This is a genomic window from Streptacidiphilus sp. P02-A3a (genome assembly GCF_014084105.1).
Taxonomy (GTDB): Bacteria; Actinomycetota; Actinomycetes; order Streptomycetales; family Streptomycetaceae; genus Streptacidiphilus.
In genome coordinates this window covers 2,930,807-2,951,532 of sequence record NZ_CP048289.1, presented here as the reverse complement: position 1 = coordinate 2,951,532, position 20,726 = coordinate 2,930,807, and the positions used below count along the sequence as shown (strand labels likewise).

Below are 20,726 nucleotides of genomic sequence, written 5' to 3'. Positions count from 1 at the left end.
CGACCGGCGCAGGCCCTACCCGTGGGTAGCGGGCATGTGGCAGTCTTCGCGCATGGTGACCCTCTCCGCCGACCGGGCACGCTACGACCGTGCCACCGCCCACCTCGACGCGCCGCTGGCGATCGTGGACCTGGAGGCCTTCGACGCGAACGCCGCCGACCTGGTCCGGCGCGCCGCCGGGAAGCCGATCCGGGTGGCGAGCAAGTCCGTGCGCTGCCGCGCCCTGCTGGAACGCGTCCTGCGGCAGGACGGCTTCCAGGGGGTCATGAGCTTCACCCTGGCCGAGTCGATCTGGCTGGCCAGGGCCGGCTTCGAGGACATCCTGCTGGCCTACCCGTCGGCCGACCGGGCCGGGTACGCCGAGCTGGCCGCCGATCCGAAGCTGGCCGGGGCGATCACCGTGCTGCTGGACGACCCGGCGCAGCTGGACCTGGTGGACGCCGCCCGGGCCGGCGGCGGTGAGCAGATCCGGGTCTGCCTGGAGCTGGACACCGCGCTGCACCTGCTCGGCGGTCGGATCCGGGTCGGCGCGCGGCGGTCGCCGCTGCGCACACCGGAGGCGCTGGCGGCGTTCGCCGAGCTGGTCCAGCAGCGTCCCGGCTTCCGGGTGGTCGGGCTGATGGCCTACGAGGGCCATGTCGCCGGGGTCGGCGACAACGTCGCCGGTCGGCCGCTGCGCTCGCGGGCGATCCGGGTGATGCAGTCCAAGGCCCGGGCGGAGCTGGCGCAGCGGCGCTCGGAGACCGTGCGCGCGCTGCGCCGGGTGGTGGACCTGGAGTTCGTCAACGGCGGCGGGACCGGCAGCGTCGAGTCCACGGTGGCGGAGGACGCGGTGACCGAGGTCGCCGCCGGGTCCGGCCTGTACGTCCCCCGGCTGTTCGACAACTACCGCTCGTTCCAGGGGCGTCCGGCGGCGCTGTTCGCGCAGCCGGTGGTCCGGCGGCCGGGCGTGGGCGTGGTGACCGTGCTCGGCGGCGGCTACCCGGCCTCGGGCGCGGCGGGCCCGGACCGCTCGCCGGTGCCTTACCTGCCGCAGGGGCTGCGCTACGACCCGCAGGAGGGCGCGGGCGAGGTGCAGACGCCGCTGCTGGGCTCGGCGGCGGACGACCTGCTGATCGGCGACCGGGTGTGGTTCCGGCACGCCAAGGCGGGCGAACTGTGCGAGCGCTTCGCGGAGCTGCACCTGGTCGAGGGCGACCGGGTGGTGGAGACGGTCCCGACCTACCGGGGCGAGGGCCGCACCTTCCTGTAGACCGCCTTCCTGGAGACCACCAGCCCGGAGACCACCAGCCGGTGTGCCACCGCCGGACGCGCGACAGCGCCGCCTGCCGAGGGGAGTCGGCGGGCGGCGCTGTCGTCGTACTGCGGGCCTGCGGTCAGGAGGTGGTGGTGCCGCTTCCGCTGCCACTGCCCGAGCCGCCGCTGTAGTCCTGTATTCCGGCGATGATGCTGTCCATCACCGAGAGGGCGGGTGACTTCGCCGCGATGTCGAAGCCGAGGTGCACGGCGATCAGCTGGGTGTTGCCGCTGTTCGGGAAGACGACGTCCTCCACCGTGCCGTTGTTGCCGACCTTGGCGTCCACCTTCCAGCGGATCAGGTAGCCGGAGCGCCCGGCGACGGTCACCGCCTGCGACTCCAGCTGGGTGTGGCCGGTGACGGTGCCGTACGACTCGCTCACCGCCTTGGCCATGTCGGCCGTCGCGGCGGCCTGCGCACCGGCGCTGACCGGGGCGGTCAGCGTGCTGGTCGAGGCCCCGGCGAGGGTGCAGGTGCCGCCGGAGGACCCGGCGCAGCTGTAGGAGCCGTAGGACAGCGCGGCGTGGCCGTCGGAGGTGGTGCCGCCGGTCCAGCCGGTCCCCGGGTCGGGGAGCGAGATGCCGTCGACGACGTCGACCGCGACCCCGCTCGCCGAGCTCCCGCCGGAACCGGAGCCGCTGCCCGAGCCCGATCCGCTGCCGGAGCCGCCGGAGCCGGACCCACTGCCCGATCCGCCGGAGCCGGAGCCGGAGCCGGAACCACCGGAACCGCCCTCGCCGAACGGGGACTGGCCGCTGCCCTGGCCGCCGCCCTGGCCGAAGCCCTGGGCGCGGCTGACCGGAGCAGCGGTGGTGGTGCGGCCATCCATGATCAGGTACGTGGCGAGGGATCCCACCGCGAGTCCCAGTACCGCCGCGACCGCGCCGGTGACCAGCATCGGGCGGCGCTTGCGCGGCTTCGGCTCGGCCGCCGGGTAGGCGGCGTCGAAGGGCACAGCGGTGGTGGCGGTCAGCACCTCGTCCGTCTTCGTGCTGACGGTCCAGTCGGTGCCGTTCCACCACCGCTTACCGGGGTTGGCGGGATCGCTCGGCTTCGGGTCCGGGTACCAGCCGGCAGGTGTTGTCGTACTCACGCAGCAGAATCTATGGCGTGTCCGATAAACGCGCGGTCAACCTCGGCTGAGGATCAGCTGAGAATACGGCCCGCCGGGGTACCGGGCGGCCTGTGCGAGGTACCGGCCACGAGGAGTACCGGCTACGAGAGGTACCGCACCCCGGTCAGTTCCTCGGAGACCGTCCACAGCCGCTGCTGCGCCGCCTCGTCGTGGGCGGGCACGGCGGCGGACTTGAGCACCGGCCAGCCGCGCACCTCGAACGGCCCGTCCGGCCCGTAGTAGTGGCCGCCCATCGCCCCGGGGTCGGTGGCGGCGCGCAGCGGGCACAGCGCCCCGCGCGCGGCGGGCTGCGCGAAGGGGGCGATCGCGATCCGTTCGACGCCCTGCAGCACCGCCGGGACATGGCGGGTGAGTTCGGTGTGCGAGAACCCCGGGTGGGCGGCGAGCGCGGTGGTCCGCACGTCGGCGGCGGTCAGTCGGCGCAGCAGGGAGTACATGAACATCAGGTTGGCGAGCTTGGACTGCGCGTACGCCTGGACCCGGTTGTAGCCGCGCTCGGACTGGAGGTCGGCGAAGTCCACGCCGCGCCGCGCCAGCCGGTGCGCCGAACTGCCGAGCACCACCACCCGCGATCCGGGGACGTCCCGCAGCAGCTCCAGGACCAGGCCGGTGAAGGCGAAGTGGCCGAGGTGGTTGGTGCCGAACTGCAACTCGAAGCCGTCGGCGGTGGTCCGCCGGGGGGTGGCCATCACTCCGGCGTTGTTGATCAGCAGGTCCAGCCGCCCGTACCGTTCGCGGGCCTGTTCGGCGGCCGCGCGCACCGACTCCAGCGAGGCGAGGTCCAGCTCCAGCAGCTCGGTCCGGCCGCCGATCCGCTCCGCCGCCGCCCGGGCCCTGGTCAGATCGCGGCAGGCCAGCACCACGGTCGCGCCGCGCCGTGCGAGCACCGCCGCCGTCTCCAGCCCGATACCGCTGCTGGCCCCGGTGACCAGGGCGATCCTCCCCGACTGGTCGGGTACGTCGGCGGCGGTCCAGGGCATACGAATCCTCCCGAGGGCGAAGGTGTCGCCGGGCGGGTGTCGGACCCGTGCGGCATAGTTACAGCCTATGACCGTTCCCGCCACCCGGCTGATGCTGCTGGACTCCGCCAGCCTCTACTTCCGCGCCTTCTTCGGCATGCCCGACTCGCTCCGCTCCCCCGACGGGCAGCCGGTCAACGCGGTGCGCGGGCTGCTGGAGTTCATCACCCGCCTGGTCCACGACCACTCCCCGACCGACCTGGTGGCCTGCTGGGACGCCGACTGGCGGCCGCAGTGGCGGGTGGACCTGATCCCGAGCTACAAGACCCACCGACTCGCGGCCGACGCCGCCGCGGCCGAAGGCGCGGAGGAGGTCCCGGACCAGCTGTCACCGCAGGTCCCGGTGATCGAGGCGGTACTGGACGCGATCGGCATCGCCCGCGTCGGCGTCCCCGGCTACGAGGCGGACGACGTCATCGGCACCCTCGCCACCCGGGCAACCGGCCCGGTCGACGTGGTCACCGGCGACCGGGACCTGTTCCAGCTGGTGGACGACGCGCGCGGGGTGCGGGTCCTCTACCCGATCAAGGGCGTCGGGACCCTCCAGCACACCGACGAGGCCCTCCTGGTGGAGAAGTACGGCGTCACCGGCGCCCAGTACGTCGACTTCGCCGTCCTGCGCGGCGACCCCAGCGACGGCCTCCCCGGCGTCCCCGGCATCGGCGAGAAGACCGCCGCCAAACTCATCGCCCAGTTCCGCACCCTCGCCGACATCCAAGCCGCCGCACTCACCCCCGACGCCAAACTCTCCCCCACCCAACGCAAACGCCTCACCGAAGCCACCCCCTACCTCGCCGTCGCCCCCAAAGTCGTCGCCGTCGCCACCGACGTCCCCCTCCCCACCTTCGACCCCACCCTCCCCCACGAACCCCTCGACCCCATCACCCTCGAACACCTCACCGACCGCTGGGGCCTCGCCACCCCCGTCAAACGCCTCCTCGACACCCTCGCCGAAGCCAACTCGCAGAGTTCGTGACACGATCTTGTCGACGACAACCATGTGGCCGGAAGTGCGCGTGCCCGGGTCTGGATCCGACTGAGCTTGTTCCGTTTTTGGCGGACAAGTTCGCGTTGTGTTGTTCAGACTGCTTGAAGGGCTTCGTAGTCGTTGGGGTTGAGGTAGCCCAGGTTGCTGTGGAGTCCGTGCAGGTTGAACCAGCCCTCGATGAAATCGAAGATCGCGTTGTGGGCCACGGTCCGGGTGGGCCAGGTGGGGTGCTGATCAGCTCCGGCTTGAGGGTGGAGAAGAACGCCTCAGCCAGGGCGTTACCCCAGCACTGTCCGGCGCATCCGACCAACAGGCGCACGCCGAGCTGCCCGGCGAGTTCGGCCAGCGCCCGGCTCGAGTACTGGCAGCCGCGATCCGCGTGGAACATCACGCCCTGTGCCGGGCGTCGTTGCAGGTGGGCTGCTCGCAGAGCGTCGGCGACCAGTTCGGTGCGCAGGTGGTCGGCGGTGGCGAGGCAGAGCCAGCCCTTGTCGGATAGGAATGTAGGTGATGTCGCCGCACAAGCGCTGGTGTGGGTCGACCGCCTCGACGTACACAGTGGCCGTCGGCTCGGCCCGGGCCGATCTGTCGGTGGGCATGCGCACAGTGCGGCTCCTTTCCGGGGCCAGACAAGTCGTCAGGCACGGGGTGCGGTAGTTGCGGGGGAAGCGTGATCGGCCACTCGGAACCCCTGCCGAGGCCGGGCGGCGAGCTTCATGAAATCATCGCCAAACGCCGCTCGCCGAGCCGGATTCGGTGCGAAGATGGTCACCTCATGGTTCAGACAACGCTGTGACCTGGTGCACACTTGCCGGAGCCCCAGGCGGCCCGAAAGCATCACAATGGGAGCAACTTTCACTGGAGATAATTCAAGCCATTTCAGCTCTCATGCAATGCTGCTTCTAACGCTAGCCCGTACAGCCAATTGACGTCATTCCATCCATTGGCCCAGGGCTGTTAACCAGCCTGCGGCCGAACCTAGGGCCTGATCGAGTTATGGCACCCTAGTTGGCCAGCAGGCCATGATGATTGATACCAACGCTCCCCCGCCAATCCAGTCAAGATCCATGAGCGAAACCGCGTAACGCGAGCGCTGCTCACCGTAGAATCTATTACATTCCCCGCTGTATCGACTCACGCAGTTCTGGAAGGTTTTAAGATGGCAGATTCGGTGTCTTCACGATGCGAGACGGGCAAGGGTCGTCGAATCCCCAGAGAGACAATCATTCGCCTCATTGCTGCAGCCGCAGGACGCTGCGCAAGCCCGTTATGCTCTACTGAATCTCTCTGGCATGAACTTTCCGACGGCTCCACTGTTCGCTTGGGCGAAGTGGCGCATATCGTCGCAGCCCAACCAAAAGGACCGCGAGGTAATTCAGCGAGCGAGGAACGGGAGCTCACGTCGTTCAACAATCTGGTCCTTCTATGCTTGAACTGCCATACGATTGTTGACCGCGCACCACAAGAATATCCCGTCAACGTATTGAGCGAATGGAAAGAGAGTCACAGCCTTCGCATATCAGAAGCGTTGGGCGTGATTCGTTACTCACGCAGGAACCAAGCTAGACCAACGATGGCACAAATACTCAATGAAAACCGCAGAGTATGGCAAACCTATGGCCCCGAGTCTCGAGACTCTTGGAAGCCAGAGGCGGCTGCTATCTGGTTTCAAAATATGCGTGATGTAATCTTGCCCAACAATGCCCGGATCCAAAAAATCATTGACGCGAACCTCCATCTACTGACCGAAGAAGAGCGGGATCTCGCCAGCGACTTCTCAGCCCATGCCAGGTCCCTGGAGCAGCGACATCTGGGAGGAATGGTGGACCCATTCGGGCTCCGATTCCCCCAGGGGTTCGACCGAATCTTTTCCGACCAATAGCCTATGATCAGCCAAGAAGGAGCGGATAAGCATGCCCGAGCTTGGGTACCATGAAAAGCGTCCACGCCCCGAGCACCGAGCTTTTCTTACGCAACGCCTTGCGACTCGTAACTTCGTACTGCAGGTTGACGCAGTCGATGATTTTCGATTCAAGGTCCTCCGTCGTGCAAAGTCCACCATCAATGTCTATCTCACCAATCAGTACACTCTCGGCGTGGCGGATGTACTCGAGATCATGGCTACGGCGCCAGAAACCACCTGCATCGTTAGCACCATGGACTACAATCAGTATACGGCTGAGGCGAAGAAGTACACGCGCGAAATTGGCGTAGGGCTCTTTAAGGCAGCAGAGTTTCTTGGGGCTGTTTACCACGACGGAGATCGGTTTCTTGACTATTTGCCACCTTCGAAGCGCGAGCGGCGTCATAGAGAGACTCGTTCCTAGGATTTGGCGCGTCGGGGTCTTTGGGAGCGCTACCAGGTGTTCGCGATCCGATATGGATTGCCAAGCCTTTCTTCTTGCAGCGGATCTGGATATTTTGGTCGTTTACCCGGACAACTGCGCAGTGGAGGCTCTACGCGTGAGGCAGGCCCTCTGGCGGGAGCTTCGAGAAATATCGATAGCAGCAGATATTGTCCTTCTTTCCGGGCGCGAGAACGATGAATCTGGTTTTTGGGAAAGCGAGAGAGTGCAGGAGCTGGCAACTTTCTTGTGCAAGCTGGATAAGCGCTGATTTTCCTCAACCAGGGCCCTGTTTGAGACAGTCATGGCGATGGCCACTGCCCATCATCGGCTCCGCTGGTTGCAGTGAGCCTTTTTCAACCTCGTGAGGTGGTTGCCGGATTGGTCTCGGAGGGCTTTACAACGAAGCGAAGCTCCTGGTAGACGGGTTCACGACCAAGATCACCCGTTGTCCGCCAGGAGCTTCCGTGCTTGTCTACCCGTCCGGGATCGACCTGTCCCGGTTCCACCCTGCGCCTCCTCGCACGTCACCTGCGCCGACGCCATCGTGAGATCGGCAGTCGCTGGCAACGCCTGTCCGCAAGTCGCCAGACCCTGCTTGTGCTCGGGCACCTGCGGTGCGGCGACACTTACGGCCGGCTCGCCGCCGCGTTCGACATCGACATCGACATCGACAACGTCTACCGCCACTTCCTCGAGGCCGTCGCCGTCCTGGCCGCCCTGGCGCCCACTCTCGAACAGGCCGTCAGCACCAGGGCTTGATCAAGTTCCGGATGTGTCCGGATTGTGGCTCTGTGACACTCCCTAGCTGTACTGACCCGTGAGGTTGGTGACGCGGCTCGCGGGTGGTTGGCCTTTCAGGGCGGTGTGTCCGCGGTGGTGATTGTAGGCGTGCAGCCAGCCGGGGTAGGCGTCGCGTCGTTCCTGCTCGGTTCGGTAGGGCCTTGCGTAGGCCCATTCCTCGAGCAGGGTGCGGTTGAAGCGCTCGACCTTGCCGTTGGTCTGCGGCCGGTAGGGGCGGGTGCGTTTGTGGGTGATGCCGGCCTGGGCGAGTGCGTCGCGCCAGAGGCGGGAGCGGTAGCAGGAGCCGTTGTCGGTCAGCACGCGCCGGACGGTGATCCCGGTCTGGGCGAAGAATGCCTGGGCGCGGGTCCAGAACGCGGTGGCGGTCTCCTGCTTCTCGTCGGTGAGGATCTCGCTGTAGGCCAGGCGGGAGTGGTCGTCGACGGCGTTGTGCAGGTAGCTGTAGCCGACGCCGGCTCGGTGCTTGCGGCCGGCCTGGCGCCCCAGGGTCTTGTGGCCGCCGCCGTCGGGGATGTTGCCGAGCTTCTTGATGTCCACGTGCACCAACTCGCCTGGTGCGCTGTGCTCGTAGCGTCGGACCACCCGGCCGGTGGCACGGTCGAGGTGGGTCAGCCGCGCGAGGCGGTAGCGGGTCAGGACGCGGTGCACGGTGGCGGGGTCCAGCCGCAGCAGGAACGCGATCCGGGCCGGGCCCCAGCGGCGCAGGACGCGGATCTTGATGATCCGGCGCTCGGTGCGGGTCGGGGTCTGGCGCGGGCTGTGGTGCGGGCGCGAGGAGCGGTCGCTCATGCCGGCCTCGCCCAGTTCGCGGTAGCGGTCGGCCCAGCGCTTGGCCGTAGTCGCGGAGACCTGGAAGCGCTCGGCCGCACGCCGCAACGGCCAGCCGTCGTCCACCACGCAGCGGGCCAGGCGCAGCCGTCCGGTCTCGGTCAGAGGTGCGTTACGGTGTGGCATGAGGGCCTTTCTGAGTGCCGGTGCAGATGTCGCAATCCACACCAAGCCAGAAGGCCCTCACCCATTTCAAGATCACTCAGCCGTGAGCCCCGTCACCAACCTCTGTGGTCAGTACACCTAGCCCGCCTATAAAGGCAAGCGTTCCTCGGATGAAAAAGAATGGCGGCTCGCAGTCCATGGAGCGGCAGGGCCCCGGAGTGCTCCGTGCTTGACCTGCTTTGAGGCTGTTGTGACTGGCGGGCCTGGAGTAACGAAGTCGGTCGCCGAGCCCACCTCGACCCGCTCAGCGTCCTCGCGCTCCACAGCATCCCATGATCCCCGCTTCGTAATCGTCGGAGGCCGAGGAGTGCGAGGGGCGACGGACGTCGCGGCGAAGGCCGGCTGCGAATGTTGTGGTGGCCATGGTGCGCAGGGCCTCGGCAAAGTCTTGGGGCGTCCGCTTCGTGATCATGTGATCCCGAGGATGGTGAGGGGTCGGTGGGCGTTGCGGGCGTTGTGTCGTAGGCCGGCGGCGATGTTGGTGGTGCCGGCGAGTCGGAGGGCGCCGATGGCGAGGTTGCGCCAGGTGGCCATGGCGCGGGGTGCGTTGCGGGTCCGGAGTTGCGAGGCGTCCTCGGCGAAGGTGGTGTCCCTCACGTGGTGCAGGGATTCGACTGACCAGTGGCCGCGGATCAGGGCCGCCAGCTGGGCGGGGTTTGCCTGTTCCGCGGTCAGGTCGGTGACCGCGTAGACGGTGTGGAGGGTGACTTTCCCGGATTTGCGGTGCACGCGGCGGCGCTTGAGCTGGATGGCCTGGCGGGCGCCGGGGAAGAGCAGGTTGTTCACGGTGCAGACCTTGATGCGGCGGATCTCGCTGCGGCCGTGGCCGGTTGCGCGAGTGCGGTCCTGCAGCGGGATCTCCTTCCAGGGAAGGGCTTTGAGCTGCTTGCGGAGCTTCTTCTGGTTCCCTTTCGCGATCACGATGTAGTGCGCCCCGCGTGCGGTCAGGTAGGTGGCGTGCTCGCGCTGGGTGTGGAGTGCGTCGCTGGTGACCACCGCGTCGGCGAGGTCGGCGACGGTCTCCAGGAGCGGTTTGAAGCAGGTGATTTCATTGGTCTTCTCGCCGACGTCGAGCTGGGCCAGGACCAGGCCGCTGGTGTGGTCGAGGGCGGCGAGGAGGTGGATCTTGCGGCCTGCGGCGCGGGCGGCTCCGCGCAGGCTCTTGCCGTCGACCGCGATCCCGCGCAGGCCGCTGGTCTGCGGCGTTGTGGGGTGGCGGTCGGCGAGCCAGCGGCAGACGGCCTGGTCGAGGGCGTCGCCGTCGACACAGGCCAGGACCCGTCGCGGGGTTGCCTCGTCCGGTACCGGGTGACGTGCGGTCAGTACGTCGAAGTTTCCGCCGAGGGCGGCCAGGACGGCCTGCGGGGCGTCGTTGGCCCACTCGCTGATCGCCAGGAGCGAGGTCGCGCCGGTCAGCACGGCCGACGCGGCGAGCGCGAGGACGAAGACAAGAGCGTGTCGTATCCCGTGCGCAGCTCGCGGATCGGGGACCTCGCCCAGACGTTCCAGCAGGCCAGGATACTCGTCCGGCTCCACGGGCAGCTGATCGCGGAGCTGGTCAAGAACAGTAGGAATCAGGGAGGATGCAGGTGCAGGCACGGTCTTCCAGCAAGGTCACGGGGCGTAGAGACCTCCATGATCTTGGAAGCCGTGCCTGTTCTGCATCGCGGACCGGCACATCCGGCGTAGATCACTACGAATCGGACGAAGCCTCACTTTGCCGAGGCCTTGCCATGGTGCGGGGCACGTTGCGGTGCGGAGTTGGGAGGTGTTCTCGGTGAAGGTCACGTCGACGTAAACGGACTTGCCGCGTTTGCCGCTCAAGCCGAGCCCCGGTCGATTCTTCACAACCGGCTTTGGTGAATCATCCGAGGTACGCCCACGTGCTGATCAGGCAGTACATCCGCTTCAACGAGAACGGCGACATCTGCAGGCAACTGACGGGCTCCGCCCTGCGACAGCAGCCACCGGGCGGCTGCCACCGTGCCGTAGGTACGCAGTCCGGCCAGGAGCACGATGCGCTTTCCCGGCGCCATGGGATTCACGGAACGGACAATGACACCGTAATCGCGCACGACCTTGCCGTTTTGGAAATCGCTCTCCCGGATGTCCCCCTGCCAGTTGATGACCTCGCCGGATCGAGTGAGGGTGAACGGAAGCTGCCCGCCGAGCCCAGACAGAATTCGCTCGGTGACAGCGTTGTTCTTCGTTCCGCCCAGGACAACCAGGTTCCGCTCCAGGTCGGATCCCCCGACAAGCGCGGACAACCGGATGTTCTCCACGTTCGCGCTCCGATAGGCACGCATGAGGCTTGGCGCAATCAGCGATACGCCACGCACCTGCCCCAGGCCCGTCGCCAGTCGATTTTGATTCGTGTCCGCCTTGACCAGCGTCGCCACGACAACGACGGCATCGGTGCCCTCATCGAAACGCCATATTCTGCGCGCCGGGAGTCTCCGGGTCACTAGCCAACGGGTCGCCCCGGCTGCGCCGGCGACCCCGGCTCCCACGACGGCCGAAAGCACGTCGCCCGGCACAGCATCGAGTATGCTCCCCGACATTATTTTCCCCCGCCCTTCACAAACCGTGAAACGACCCGCCGTTGCCGGTGATGTTGTCCGGAGGATCTTGGGCCACACCTCGGGCCGGCGAGCGGCGAGCGGGTGTCGGGCACGGTCCCTCCCTGGAGGAGTGCTGGATGTTCATCCCCATGATCGCGTGGCGGGATATCGCAGGAGACCCAATCACCTGAACTGATGTACCAGATCGGTGAGTTGCGATGGGAGGTGGCCGCGAACGCGGCGTGCGCCGTTGCGCATGGGCGGCCTCAAGCAGATCGGGAAAGACCGAGAGTGAACGCAGAGCTGGGTTGATGTTGCCTTCTTCCCCTGCGACCGGGACCTGTTCCAGCTGGTGGACGACGGATCATCTGCAGACTGTTCGTCACCGGCGTCCGGTGGGGATCACATGCCGTTGGCGGAGCCTGACGAGCCGCCTTTGTCGTAGCTCGCCTCGTGGGCGTGCAGGGTGAGTAGGTCGCCCTGCACGGTGAACGGCCACGGCTGAAGCGGTCGGGTGGCTGGGCCGCCGAGCACCCGGCCGTCCGCGGCGTCGAACCGTGAGCCGTGGCACGGGCAGTCGAGTTCGAGGCCCTGCCCCGGTTTCACGGTGCATCCCTGGTGCGTGCAGACGGCGGTGTGCGCGGCGAACTCGGTGCTGGTCGGCCGTGCCACGACGACCGGGTAGATCACGTCGACCATCACCACGAGGGATCCGCCCACCGGGATGCGGCTCACCGGCACCGTCCGGGGTCCGGTGGTCGCGGCCGGCGAGGGCCCGGTGGCGGCGGCTCCGCCGTCCCCGCCGCCTCCGCCGCAGGCCGTGAGCAGGGCGCAGGCACAGGCACCGACGAGCGCGGTCCGTCTGGTGACGCGCCCCGGCGCCGCCGCCCGGGGCGGCTGGACCGGCGGTGGCCCGCCGACGGCGTCGAGCTCGGACTCGTACGCGGGCTCGAATCTGGCCATGGTTCGCCCTTCGGAGGTACGCGGGTCGGATGACCCGCGGATCAGATGACGTGGTACTGGAAGGCGTCGGTGTACTGCTCGGTCGCACTGGCGACGAGGGTCAGCGTGCCGGTCCACGAACCGCTGTCGGGCACGGCGACCGAGGAGCTGGCGAAGGTGAACGCGGTGGACTGCCCGGCACGGATCGGTCCGGGCAGGAGGTAGGGGAAGTCGACCGGCAGTGCCCGCACCCCGCCGCCGGCCTGTCCCAGGTCGAGCTGCACCGACTCGACCGGGTCGGTCGCGGCGTCCGCGGCCTCGGCGGTGATCCGGAAGCTCTCCGGACCGCGCCGGGCCGGGCCGATCTCGATCGTCACGGTGTAGGGGCCGATCACCGCGTGCAGCACCCGGGTCGGGGCGTAGGCGGTGGCGGCCGGCGCGGTCGAGGACAGGACCCCGGCCACGACGACGATCGCCGCGCCGATGCCCGCCTCGACGCGGACCCGTCCGCGCAGCCGCGCCGTCTCACCGGGCAGCGGCAGCCCGTCGGCGGTGAGGCTGCCCGGTGCGGCGAGCCGACGGGCGATCCACCGGTTGCCGGCCAGCCCGAGCAGCAGCGCCGCCGCCACCAGCCCCAGTTTGACCAGCAGGATGCCGCCGTAGGTGGTGTCGACCAGGGCGGCCGGGTAGCGCACCTGCACCACCGACTGGAGCACGCCGGTGGCGGCGAGCAGCCCGACGCTGGTCGCGGCGTAGCGGGACCAGACCGGCAGCCTGGCGAGACGGCGCCGGGTCAGGCGGCGACGCAGCACCAGCCAGCCGAGCACGCCCAGTCCGCCCAGCCACGCCGTCACCGCCGTGACGTGGAGCAGCGTGGAGCCGAAGTACCACCAGGCCCCGGTGCCGCCGTGGCCGTTGTCGACGACGGTGCCCAGCGCCGCGAGGGCGAGGACGCCCTCCAGCGTCCAGCGCGCCGCGAGCGCCCACCGCGTTGCGGTCGGCCGAGTCGGCCGCGTCAGCCGCGTCGACAGCGTCGGCCGCGTCGGCAGCAGCACGACGGCGGCCGTGAGCAGGCCGACGCGGACGAGCACCGCCACGCAGTACGACGAGTCGAGGAAGCCGCCCAGCCCTGCCCAGGTGGGGCCGTCCGGGAGGGCGGAGGCGTCCCACAGGTACTGCGCCACGACCTGGAGCAGCGAGGCGAGGACGGACGCCCCGGCGCCGATCCGCGCCGCGCGGCGCAGCACCCGCCACTCGTCCGGCTCCGCGCCGAGCACCAGCCCGGCCGGGAGCAGCCCGAGGGCGACCACCAGGCCGAGGTAGAGCAGGCCCTTGACGGCCCCGACCAGCAGTTCCAGTTCCGCGCTGGGCTGCGGTGCCGTCGCCGCGGCGAGCGCGACCGCGGGGACGCCGTAGCCGAACTGGAGGGACCCGCCGACCGGATGGGTGTCGGCGGAGATCACGGACCAGCTGGCGATGTAGGAGCCCTTGGCGAGGCCCGGACGCAGGCCGATGACCAGGGTGCGCCGGCCGTCGGTGAGTCGCACCGAGCCGTCGTCGACCGCCCGTCCCTGGGCGTCGATGACGCCGGCGGCACCCTTGGCGGAGGGCAGGGTGACCGGCTCGTCGAAGGTGACCTGGACGCGGGCGGGCGCGGAGGCGACCTCCGCGCCGTCGGCCGGACTGGTCGAGATCACGTAGGCGTGCGCCGAGGCGGGTGTGGCCCACAGCAGCAGCGCGGCGAACGCACCGAGCAGGGCGAGCAGCGCGACCGCGCTCCTGCGCCCCGAGCGTCTGCTCACGACGGTGTGCGGGTCAGCCCCGCGTCGCTCTCCACCGGTGGCCGCGGAGCGGGCCGCCGGGCCCGGCTGAGGGCGGCGCCGCCGACCCCGCCCGCGATCAGGGCCAGCGCGATCCCGGCGACGCCCAGGCCGGTCCCCCAGCCGTCGCCGGAGGGGGCCGGGGCCGCGCCCACCGCCGCGGTCACGGCTCCGGACGGCTCCGGGGCGATGACCACGCTCGGCGCCGGATGCGCGGGCTCGGCGCCGCCCTCCGCCTGCTGGACCCAGTCCACGGTGGTGCCGTTCGAGTAGCTCTGCACGGCGGGCAGGTAGAGCGTGCCGCTCTTCGGCAGCGGGCCGACCGAGAGCGCGAACTGGCCGAACTGACCCGGTGCCAGGCCGTCGCCGGTGGCGGTCCAGGTGACCCGGGTGACGGCCGAGGTGACGGTGTCGCCGTCGTCGTCCTTCAGCGGGGTGGACAGCGCGGTCCGGGTCAGCTTCACGGTCCAGCCGGGGACGGGCGCGCTGAGGACCTCGGTGAAGGGGTCCGTGGTGGGCAGGTACACGGTCAGCCCGACCGTGTGCGCGGTGTCCGACTCGACGGGGACGGTGAAGGTGAGCACGGCCTCGGCACCGCCCTTGCTGCTGGACGACGCCACGGTGACGTGGGCGCCGGCCGGGACGGCCAGGCCCAGCACCAGTACGGCGGCGGCGAGCACGGTCAGCAGCAGCCGCTTCGCGCGGGCCGGGTACGGGGTCATCGGGTCTCCTGGAGTTCGTCCGGCTCGGTGGTGGCCTCTTCGTCGAGCAGGGCGAGGATGCGCGCCCGCAAGCTGACGAACTCCGGCGCGGACTGGTCCCGCGGCCGGTCCAGGCCCACCTCGACCACCTCGCGGATGCGGGCCGGGCGCGGGGAGAGCACCACCAGCCGGTCGGCCAGGGCCAGCGCCTCACTGACGTCGTGGGTGATCAGCACGGCGGTGAACCCGCGTTCCCGCCACAGCCGCATCAGCTCGCCCTGGAGCACCCGGCGGGTGAGCGCGTCGAGCTTGCCCAGCGGTTCGTCCAGCAGCAGCACCGAGGGGTCGTTGACCAACGCGCGGGCGAGCGCGGCACGCTGCGCCATGCCGCCGGAGAGCTGGGCCGGCCAGGCGTCGGCGAAGTCGGTCAGCCCGACCAGCGCCAGCGCCTCGTCGATCCGGGCCTTGGCCGTGCCACGGGCGCGCCGGGCCTGCGGGCCGATCGCCACGTTGCCGCGGACCGTACGCCAGGGCAGCAGCGTCGGGTCCTGGAAGACCAGCGCCCGACTGGGATCGGGGCCGGTCACGGCGTTGCCGTCGACGTGCACCGAGCCGAACAGCGGCCGGTCCAAACCGGCCAGCAGCCGGATCAGCGTGGACTTGCCGGAGCCGCTCGGTCCGACCAGCGCGATGAACTCGCCCGGCTCCACCGAGAGCGAGACGTCGTCGAGGACGGGAAGGTCGGTGCTACCGGTGCGGAACGCCTGGGTGACGTTGCGGATGTCGATCGCGGCTCCGGCCTGGGTGGTGGTCACCATCGGGTCAGCTCCTTCTCCCAGCGCAGCGCCCAGCTCCGCAGTCGGAACAGCAGGGTCAGCAGCAGCCCGCAGACGCCCACCAGGACGACGATCCCGGCGTAGAGGGCGGGGAAGTCGCCCCAGCCCTTCTGCCAGTTGAGGTACCAGCCGAGGCCGGAGTTGACCCCGAAGTTCTCCGCGACGGTGAGGCTGACGAACGAGGCGCCGAGGGCCATGAACGCGCCGGTGAAGATGGACGGCAGCGCCGCCGGGAGGGCCACCCGCAGCAGCAGGAACCAGCTCCTCGCCCCCAGCGTCTGGGTGACGTCGTAGTAGGAACGCGGGATGCTCACGACGCCCGCCCGGGTCAGCACCGTGATCGGGAACCAGACACTCACCGCGATCAGGAACACCGCGCCGGAGTAGGTGCTGGGGAACAGCACGAAGATGACCGGCACCCAGGCCAGCGTGGGCACCGGGCCGAGGAACATCAGTACCGGGTGCACCCAGTAGTTGGCCTGCTGCCACCAGCCGATGACCACGCCGGTGGTCAGGCCGGCCAGCAGGCCCAGCACGAAGCCGAGACCGAGCAGTTGCAGCGAGTTGCCCAGGCTCTCGGAGAGGATCACCCGGTCCGTCCACAGGTGGTAGAGGATCTCCTGCGGCGCGGCGAAGTAGGGCGTGGAGAGCAGTTGCGTCTTGGCGGTGGAGATCTCCCAGAAGATCCCCCAGAGCGCCGCGCCGAACAGCCAGGCCGAGCCGTGCGCCAGGCGGGCCGTGGCCTGCGCGCCGAGGCGGCCCCGGGTGGCGCTCAACGCCCAGGCCAGCACGGCCAGTCCGGCGACGACCAGCCCGGCGGTCGCGGTGAACGCCGTGGTGGCGTGGACCGCGGCGGCGTCGCTCATCGGCAGCTTGGAGCTGTCGGGCGCGTACTGGGTGATCGCGCCGAACCCGATCCAGGCCAGGATGCCCGCGCTGACCAGGACGGGGTTGATCCGGAGCGGATGGGCGACCTTCTCCAGGGCCGCGTGGATGCGCGCCGCGCCCTGGACGGTCGTCCGCGCCGCGGGGGCCGCCGGCCCCGGCCCGCTCGGGGCCGGGGCGGCGGTGACGGTGAGGTCCGGGGCTGCCATCAGAAGTTCAGCCCCAGGTTGACGAACACCTTGTCGGCCAGCGCCTGGGCGTTGGTGTCCGCCGGGAGGAAGCCGGTGTGGATGAACTTCTGGATGCCCGGTTCGAGGTCCTGCTGCAAGTTCCTCGGCGACGGGTCGAAGGTGAGCGTCTGCAGCACCGGGAGGATGTTCGCCGGAGTGTCGGGGATGTAGTGCTTCTCGGACTCGATCCGCGCGGTCTGCTGGAGGTTGGCCCCCGCCCAGCGCGAGCCCTGCGCCCACGCGTTGACGAGCTTGGCGGCGGTGACCGGGTCCTGGCTGACGAACTCCTCGTTGAGGGCGACCGCGCAGCACGGGTAGGAGGCGTTGCGGCTGAGGTTGCGGTTGTTGGACAACTCCCTCGCCCAACCTGCCTTCACACCCTGGATGATGGGCAGGTACCCGCCGGCGGTGGCGATGGCGTCGACCTTCTTCTCCTGGAGCGCCTCCGGCAGCAGGTCCTGCTCGATGACCACCCACTCCACCTGCTTGGCGGCGGGGCTGGAGTTGATGCCCGCGTCGAGCAGGTCGAGGGAGAAGAAGTTGGTCGCGGAGCCCTGCAGGTTGCTGACGCCGATCCGCTTGCCCCTGAGCGAGGCGATGGTGGGCACCGAGCCGTCGTCGCGGACGTAGAGGTCGAGGCAGCCGTGGTGCAGTCCGCCGGAGAGCTTGACCGGGGTGCCGTTGTAGATCGGGCCGAGGAAGTTGAAGAAGATGCCGTTGGTGGCGACGTACTTGCCCGAGCCCACGGCCGCGGTGACGTCCTCGTCCGTACCGGTCTTCCGCAGCACCACATTGAGCCCGGCCCTCCTGAAGAAGCCCTGCTCGTAGGCGACGATCAGCGGGGCGTCGCAGACCCCGCTGGGGGCGGTGACCGCCAGCTCCCGCCCGGCCCAGGACTTGGTGACCGTGAGGCCCCCGGCCGCGGCGGTGTCCTTCTTGTCGCTCCTGATGAAAGCCCAACTGCCAAGACCCGCGGCGGCGACGACGCCGAGGCCGACGCCACCGAGGGTGAGCGCGCGGCGGCGGGAGACGCCCTGGGCGGCGTCGAGGTCCACATTGGCCTCGACGAGGCTGGGCTGCTCGGGTGAGAGATCCTCGGCAGCGGAGGTGTTCGGGATTTCCTCGCTCATTTCGGGCATCCTGACGTGTATTCGGGCGCGCCGGAGCGCGGGACGACCATGATCCACAGTTCGCCGTCGAACCTGATGCGCATGAGGCGCACGGGAGAGCGCTGTACGGGAGTGCTCGCTACCGGCCCGGACAGAGCGCGGCGGCGACGCGCTTCAGGTCGACGTGCCGACGGCTGCAACCGGTGAAGGTGCGCGTGGCGCCGACGCTCGCGAGCCACGGCAGGTGCCGTCCACTCATCGTCAGGACCTCCACTCGGTGGTCGGCCTACTGGCCGATCGGCTCGCGCTTGCCGAGCCCGCGGATCGGCCGGGTGTTCACCTGGAGCACCCCACCGCGGAGGAGGGTTGCTGGTCAGCAGGCCAGGGCCGATCGCTGACACTCATCACCTGTGGCGGGACCATAGCGCGCCCGTTCGCGGCGCGGCAAGGGACCTGGAATTCGCGCAATATCATTGCAGCACGGAATTCACAATCGGCGGTGAGGATAGCGGGAAAGCAGCGGGCGAGCAGGTGAGGAGCACAGCCGTGGACGTCCACGCATCCCTGGCAGAGGTGGTCGGCAACACCCCGCTGGTGCGGCTCAACCGGGTCACCGGCACGGCCCGGACACCGGTCTACGCGAAGCTGGAGTACGTCAACCCCGGTGGCAGCGTGAAGGACCGGATAGCCCTGGCGATGGTCGAGGCCGCGGAGGAGGCCGGCGAGCTCCTCCCCGGTGGCACGATCGTGGAGGGCACGTCCGGCAACACCGGCGTCGGCCTGGCCATGGTCGCCGCCCAGCGCGGCTACCGCTGTGTCTTCGCGATCCCGGACAAGAGCAGCCCGGAGAAGGTCGCCACCCTGCGGGCCTACGGCGCCGAGGTGATCGTCTGCCCCGGCGACGTCCCCCGCGAGCACCCCGACCACGTGTTCTCCACCGCCGCCCGCGTCGTCGCGGAGACGCCGGGGGCGTGGCTGTCCAACCAGTACGACAACCCCGCCAACCCCGACGCCCACTACCGCACCACCGGACCGGAGATCTGGGAGCAGACCGACGGGCGGATCACCCACCTGGTGGCCGGTGTCGGCACCGGCGGCACCATCACCGGGACCGGCGAGTACCTCAAGAAGGTCAGCGACGGCCGCGTCACCGTCGTCGGCGCCGACCCCGAGGCGTCGGTCTACTCCGGCGGCGACGGCGGCCCGTACCAGGTCGAGAGCATCGGCCTGTTCCGCCACCCGGAGACCGTGGACGACAGCTGGCCGCAGTCCTACCACCCGGACGTGGTCGACCGGTTCGAGCGCGTCAGCGACCGGGAGTCCTTCCTCACCGCCCGCCGCCTGGCCCGCGAGGAGGGCCTGCTCGTGGGCGGCTCCGCCGGTACCGCGGCCGCCGCCGCGCTGCGCCTGGCGGCGGAACTGGGGCCGGACGATCTCGTCGTCGTCATCCTCCCCGACTCCGGACGCAACTACCTCACCAAGGTCTTCGACGACGACTGGCTGCGCGGGCTCGGCTTCCTGGACGAGGAGGGCCCGGACGAGGAGGGCCCGGACTCCGGACACCAGGCCGACGCTGCACCCGCACCCGCACCTGACACGACGTCGGAGTGACGCGCGGGCGGCCCGGTGGTGCCGCCCCTCCCCCGCCGGTGAACCCGAGATTGGACGAATGATGAGCGCGGAACGGCCAAGGACCCTGAAGACAGTGACCGGAGCCGGGGGGACGTCGGAGACCTACGATCTGGCGATCGATCCGACCCGCTCCACCCTCGACACCGCCGTCCGGGTGGCCGGCCTCGCCGAGGCGGCGAGATTCGACGCGCTGTTCACCGCCGACCTGCTCTCCTTCGACGCCCAGGGAGCGATCGGTTCGCAGGAGCCGCTGGTCTTCGTCTCGGCCCTGAGCCAGGTGACCTCCCGGATCGGACTGATCGCCACCGTCTCCAGCACCTTCCACCATCCGTACAACCTGGCCAGGCTCTTCGGCACGCTCGACCACGTCAGCAACGGGCGGGCCGCCTGGAACCTGGTCACCTCGTCCGTCGGCGAGGAGAACTTCGGCCCCGGCGAACTGCCGAGCCCCGAGCAGCGCTACGCGCGTGCCGCGGAGACCCTGGAGGTGGTCAACGCGCTGTGGGACAGCTGGGAACCGGACGCGCTCACCGCCGACGCCGACGGAAGGGCGGTGCTGCACCGGGAACGGGTGCACCCCATCCACCACTCCGGCGAGTTCTTCACCGTGGCGGGCCCGCTGAACATCCCGCCACTGCCGCAGCGCCGCCCGGTGCAGATCCAGGCCGGCCAGTCCGAGGCGGGAACGGCCCTGGGCGCCCGCTACGCCGAGATCGTCTTCACCTCGCTGCCCACCCTCGACATCGCGACCGACTTCACCCGCCGGATCCGCGCCCAGGCACGGCAGTTGGGCCGCGCCGAGGGGCTGCCGCTGATCTTCAGCTCGCTCCACGCCACCTACGGCGCCTCCGAGGCGGAGGCCCGGCGACGGGTCCGCGAACGGCGCGAGGCGATCGACTTCGACGCGGGCCGCACCCTGGTCGCCGACATGCTCGGCGGAGGGGTCGACCTCTCGGATCTGGCGCTCGACAAGCCCCTGCCGGAGAGCCTGCTGCCCAACGTCGCCTCGGTGAACCGCCGCCGCGGCCGGGTCGACATCTTCAGCGGCTACGCCCGCCAGGGCTACACCCTGCGGGAACTCGTCATCGCCGCCCAGGACACCGGCCACTGGGCCGCCGCGGGCACCCCCGAACAACTCGCCGACGCCGTTGAGGAACGCTTCCGGGCGGGCGTCCTCGACGTGATCGGCATCCACGGCCTGGCCGACCCCGAACTGCACGACTTCGCCGTCAACGGCCTGCTGCACGAACTGCGCAAGCGGGGGATCGTCGCCGACGACTACACCGGCGACACTCTCCGCGAGAACCTGGGCCTGCGACTGCCGCCGCCGGTTCCCCGCGCCTCTCACGGGGCCTGACCCCGCTGTGGGCGACCCGGGCCGGTCCGGGCCCGGGTCGCCCGCAGGGGTGCTTCCAGGGGAATCAGTGGG

The 20,726-nt window shown here is 69.6% G+C and carries 16 protein-coding genes, 2 pseudogenes and 1 riboswitch; of the genes and pseudogenes, 6 read left to right on the top strand and 12 right to left on the bottom strand.

What is annotated here, in order from left to right; all coding sequences use genetic code 11:
* Positions 1-52 precede the first annotated feature (52 nt).
* Positions 53-1,252, top strand: a complete 1,200-nt coding sequence (locus GXP74_RS13375) for an amino acid deaminase/aldolase (RefSeq protein ID WP_182451710.1) — start codon at positions 53-55, stop codon at positions 1,250-1,252.
* A 124-nt stretch (positions 1,253-1,376) separates the two neighbouring features.
* On the opposite strand, the gene GXP74_RS13370 is transcribed toward GXP74_RS13375, so the two are convergent.
* Entirely contained in the window at positions 1,377-2,390 is a 1,014-nt protein-coding gene (locus GXP74_RS13370; RefSeq protein ID WP_182451709.1) for a DUF2510 domain-containing protein, read from the bottom strand.
* 122 nt (positions 2,391-2,512) lie between these two features.
* A complete protein-coding gene (locus GXP74_RS13365; RefSeq protein WP_182451708.1) occupies positions 2,513-3,412 on the bottom strand; it encodes an oxidoreductase in 900 nt (299 codons plus the stop codon).
* 67 nt (positions 3,413-3,479) lie between these two features.
* Between GXP74_RS13365 and GXP74_RS13360 the strand changes: the two genes are divergently transcribed.
* Positions 3,480-4,427, top strand: coding sequence for a 5'-3' exonuclease (locus tag GXP74_RS13360; protein WP_225447900.1), 948 nt, complete (start codon positions 3,480-3,482; stop codon positions 4,425-4,427).
* 1,333 nt (positions 4,428-5,760) lie between these two features.
* Positions 5,761-6,321, top strand: coding sequence for a hypothetical protein (locus GXP74_RS13350; RefSeq protein ID WP_182451707.1), 561 nt, complete (start codon positions 5,761-5,763; stop codon positions 6,319-6,321).
* A gap of 7 nt (positions 6,322-6,328) precedes the next feature.
* On the opposite strand, the gene GXP74_RS13345 is transcribed toward GXP74_RS13350, so the two are convergent.
* A complete protein-coding gene (locus tag GXP74_RS13345) occupies positions 6,329-6,748 on the bottom strand; it encodes a hypothetical protein (RefSeq protein ID WP_182451706.1) in 420 nt (139 codons plus the stop codon).
* A gap of 503 nt (positions 6,749-7,251) precedes the next feature.
* On the opposite strand from GXP74_RS13345, the pseudogene GXP74_RS13340 reads away from it, so the two are divergent.
* Positions 7,252-7,543 (top strand): annotated as a pseudogene (locus GXP74_RS13340) (transposase family protein); the annotation flags it as partial.
* A 45-nt stretch (positions 7,544-7,588) separates the two neighbouring features.
* Here the strand turns inward: GXP74_RS13340 and GXP74_RS13335 are convergent.
* The 9 genes from GXP74_RS13335 to GXP74_RS13295 form a co-directional block, all read right to left on the bottom strand.
* The gene (locus tag GXP74_RS13335) at positions 7,589-8,542 is read right to left on the bottom strand and encodes an IS481 family transposase (RefSeq protein WP_182451704.1); all 954 of its coding nucleotides are present in this window, start codon (positions 8,540-8,542) and stop codon (positions 7,589-7,591) included.
* Between the two features lie 447 nt (positions 8,543-8,989).
* Positions 8,990-10,180: an ISAs1 family transposase gene (locus GXP74_RS13330; RefSeq protein WP_182451703.1), complete on the bottom strand. Its 1,191-nt coding sequence runs from the start codon at positions 10,178-10,180 to the stop codon at positions 8,990-8,992.
* A gap of 245 nt (positions 10,181-10,425) precedes the next feature.
* The gene (locus tag GXP74_RS13325; protein ID WP_182451702.1) at positions 10,426-11,118 is read right to left on the bottom strand and encodes a hypothetical protein; all 693 of its coding nucleotides are present in this window, start codon (positions 11,116-11,118) and stop codon (positions 10,426-10,428) included.
* Positions 11,119-11,544: 426 nt separating this feature from the next.
* On the bottom strand, positions 11,545-12,105 hold the full coding sequence (locus tag GXP74_RS13320; protein ID WP_182451701.1) for a ubiquinol-cytochrome c reductase iron-sulfur subunit: 561 nt from the start codon (positions 12,103-12,105) through the stop codon (positions 11,545-11,547).
* A 41-nt stretch (positions 12,106-12,146) separates the two neighbouring features.
* Entirely contained in the window at positions 12,147-13,886 is a 1,740-nt protein-coding gene (locus GXP74_RS13315; protein WP_182451700.1) for a copper resistance protein CopC, read from the bottom strand.
* Positions 13,883-14,626 (bottom strand): YcnI family protein, encoded by a 744-nt coding sequence (locus GXP74_RS13310; RefSeq protein WP_182451699.1) that lies wholly within the window; start codon positions 14,624-14,626, stop codon positions 13,883-13,885. Before GXP74_RS13310 ends, GXP74_RS13315 begins: the two co-directional genes overlap by 4 nt.
* The gene (locus tag GXP74_RS13305) at positions 14,623-15,423 is read right to left on the bottom strand and encodes an ABC transporter ATP-binding protein (protein WP_182451698.1); all 801 of its coding nucleotides are present in this window, start codon (positions 15,421-15,423) and stop codon (positions 14,623-14,625) included. Before GXP74_RS13305 ends, GXP74_RS13310 begins: the two co-directional genes overlap by 4 nt.
* Entirely contained in the window at positions 15,417-16,535 is a 1,119-nt protein-coding gene (locus GXP74_RS13300) for an ABC transporter permease (protein ID WP_182451697.1), read from the bottom strand. Before GXP74_RS13300 ends, GXP74_RS13305 begins: the two co-directional genes overlap by 7 nt.
* Positions 16,535-17,686 carry an ABC transporter substrate-binding protein gene (locus GXP74_RS13295; protein ID WP_182451696.1) on the bottom strand — a complete coding sequence of 384 codons (1,152 nt, stop codon included), beginning with the start codon at positions 17,684-17,686 and terminating at the stop codon, positions 16,535-16,537. Before GXP74_RS13295 ends, GXP74_RS13300 begins: the two co-directional genes overlap by 1 nt.
* 278 nt (positions 17,687-17,964) lie before the next feature.
* Positions 17,965-18,074, bottom strand: a riboswitch (SAM riboswitch).
* A 137-nt stretch (positions 18,075-18,211) separates the two neighbouring features.
* On the opposite strand from GXP74_RS13295, the pseudogene GXP74_RS13290 reads away from it, so the two are divergent.
* Both GXP74_RS13290 and GXP74_RS13285 read left to right on the top strand, forming a co-directional pair.
* A pseudogene (locus GXP74_RS13290) lies at positions 18,212-19,219 on the top strand (PLP-dependent cysteine synthase family protein); the annotation flags it as partial.
* Between the two features lie 151 nt (positions 19,220-19,370).
* Positions 19,371-20,654, top strand: a complete 1,284-nt coding sequence (locus tag GXP74_RS13285; RefSeq protein ID WP_225447899.1) for an NtaA/DmoA family FMN-dependent monooxygenase — start codon at positions 19,371-19,373, stop codon at positions 20,652-20,654.
* The last annotated feature ends 72 nt before the right edge of the window (positions 20,655-20,726 follow it).

Excerpts from the sequence above, each read along its gene's own strand:
- GXP74_RS13375 (WP_182451710.1), top strand. The coding sequence starts at position 53 with ATGGTGACCCTCTCCGCCGACCGGGCACGCTACGACCGTGCCACCGCC.
- GXP74_RS13365 (WP_182451708.1), bottom strand. The coding sequence starts at position 3,412 with ATGCCCTGGACCGCCGCCGACGTACCCGACCAGTCGGGGAGGATCGCC.
- GXP74_RS13360 (WP_225447900.1), top strand. The coding sequence starts at position 3,480 with ATGACCGTTCCCGCCACCCGGCTGATGCTGCTGGACTCCGCCAGCCTC.
- GXP74_RS13345 (WP_182451706.1), bottom strand. The coding sequence starts at position 6,748 with ATGACGCCGCTCGCGCTTCGAAGGTGGCAAATAGTCAAGAAACCGATC.
- GXP74_RS13335 (WP_182451704.1), bottom strand. The coding sequence starts at position 8,542 with ATGCCACACCGTAACGCACCTCTGACCGAGACCGGACGGCTGCGCCTG.
- GXP74_RS13320 (WP_182451701.1), bottom strand. The coding sequence starts at position 12,105 with ATGGCCAGATTCGAGCCCGCGTACGAGTCCGAGCTCGACGCCGTCGGC.
- GXP74_RS13310 (WP_182451699.1), bottom strand. The coding sequence starts at position 14,626 with ATGACCCCGTACCCGGCCCGCGCGAAGCGGCTGCTGCTGACCGTGCTC.
- GXP74_RS13305 (WP_182451698.1), bottom strand. The coding sequence starts at position 15,423 with ATGGTGACCACCACCCAGGCCGGAGCCGCGATCGACATCCGCAACGTC.
- GXP74_RS13300 (WP_182451697.1), bottom strand. The coding sequence starts at position 16,535 with ATGGCAGCCCCGGACCTCACCGTCACCGCCGCCCCGGCCCCGAGCGGG.
- GXP74_RS13295 (WP_182451696.1), bottom strand. The coding sequence starts at position 17,686 with ATGAGCGAGGAAATCCCGAACACCTCCGCTGCCGAGGATCTCTCACCC.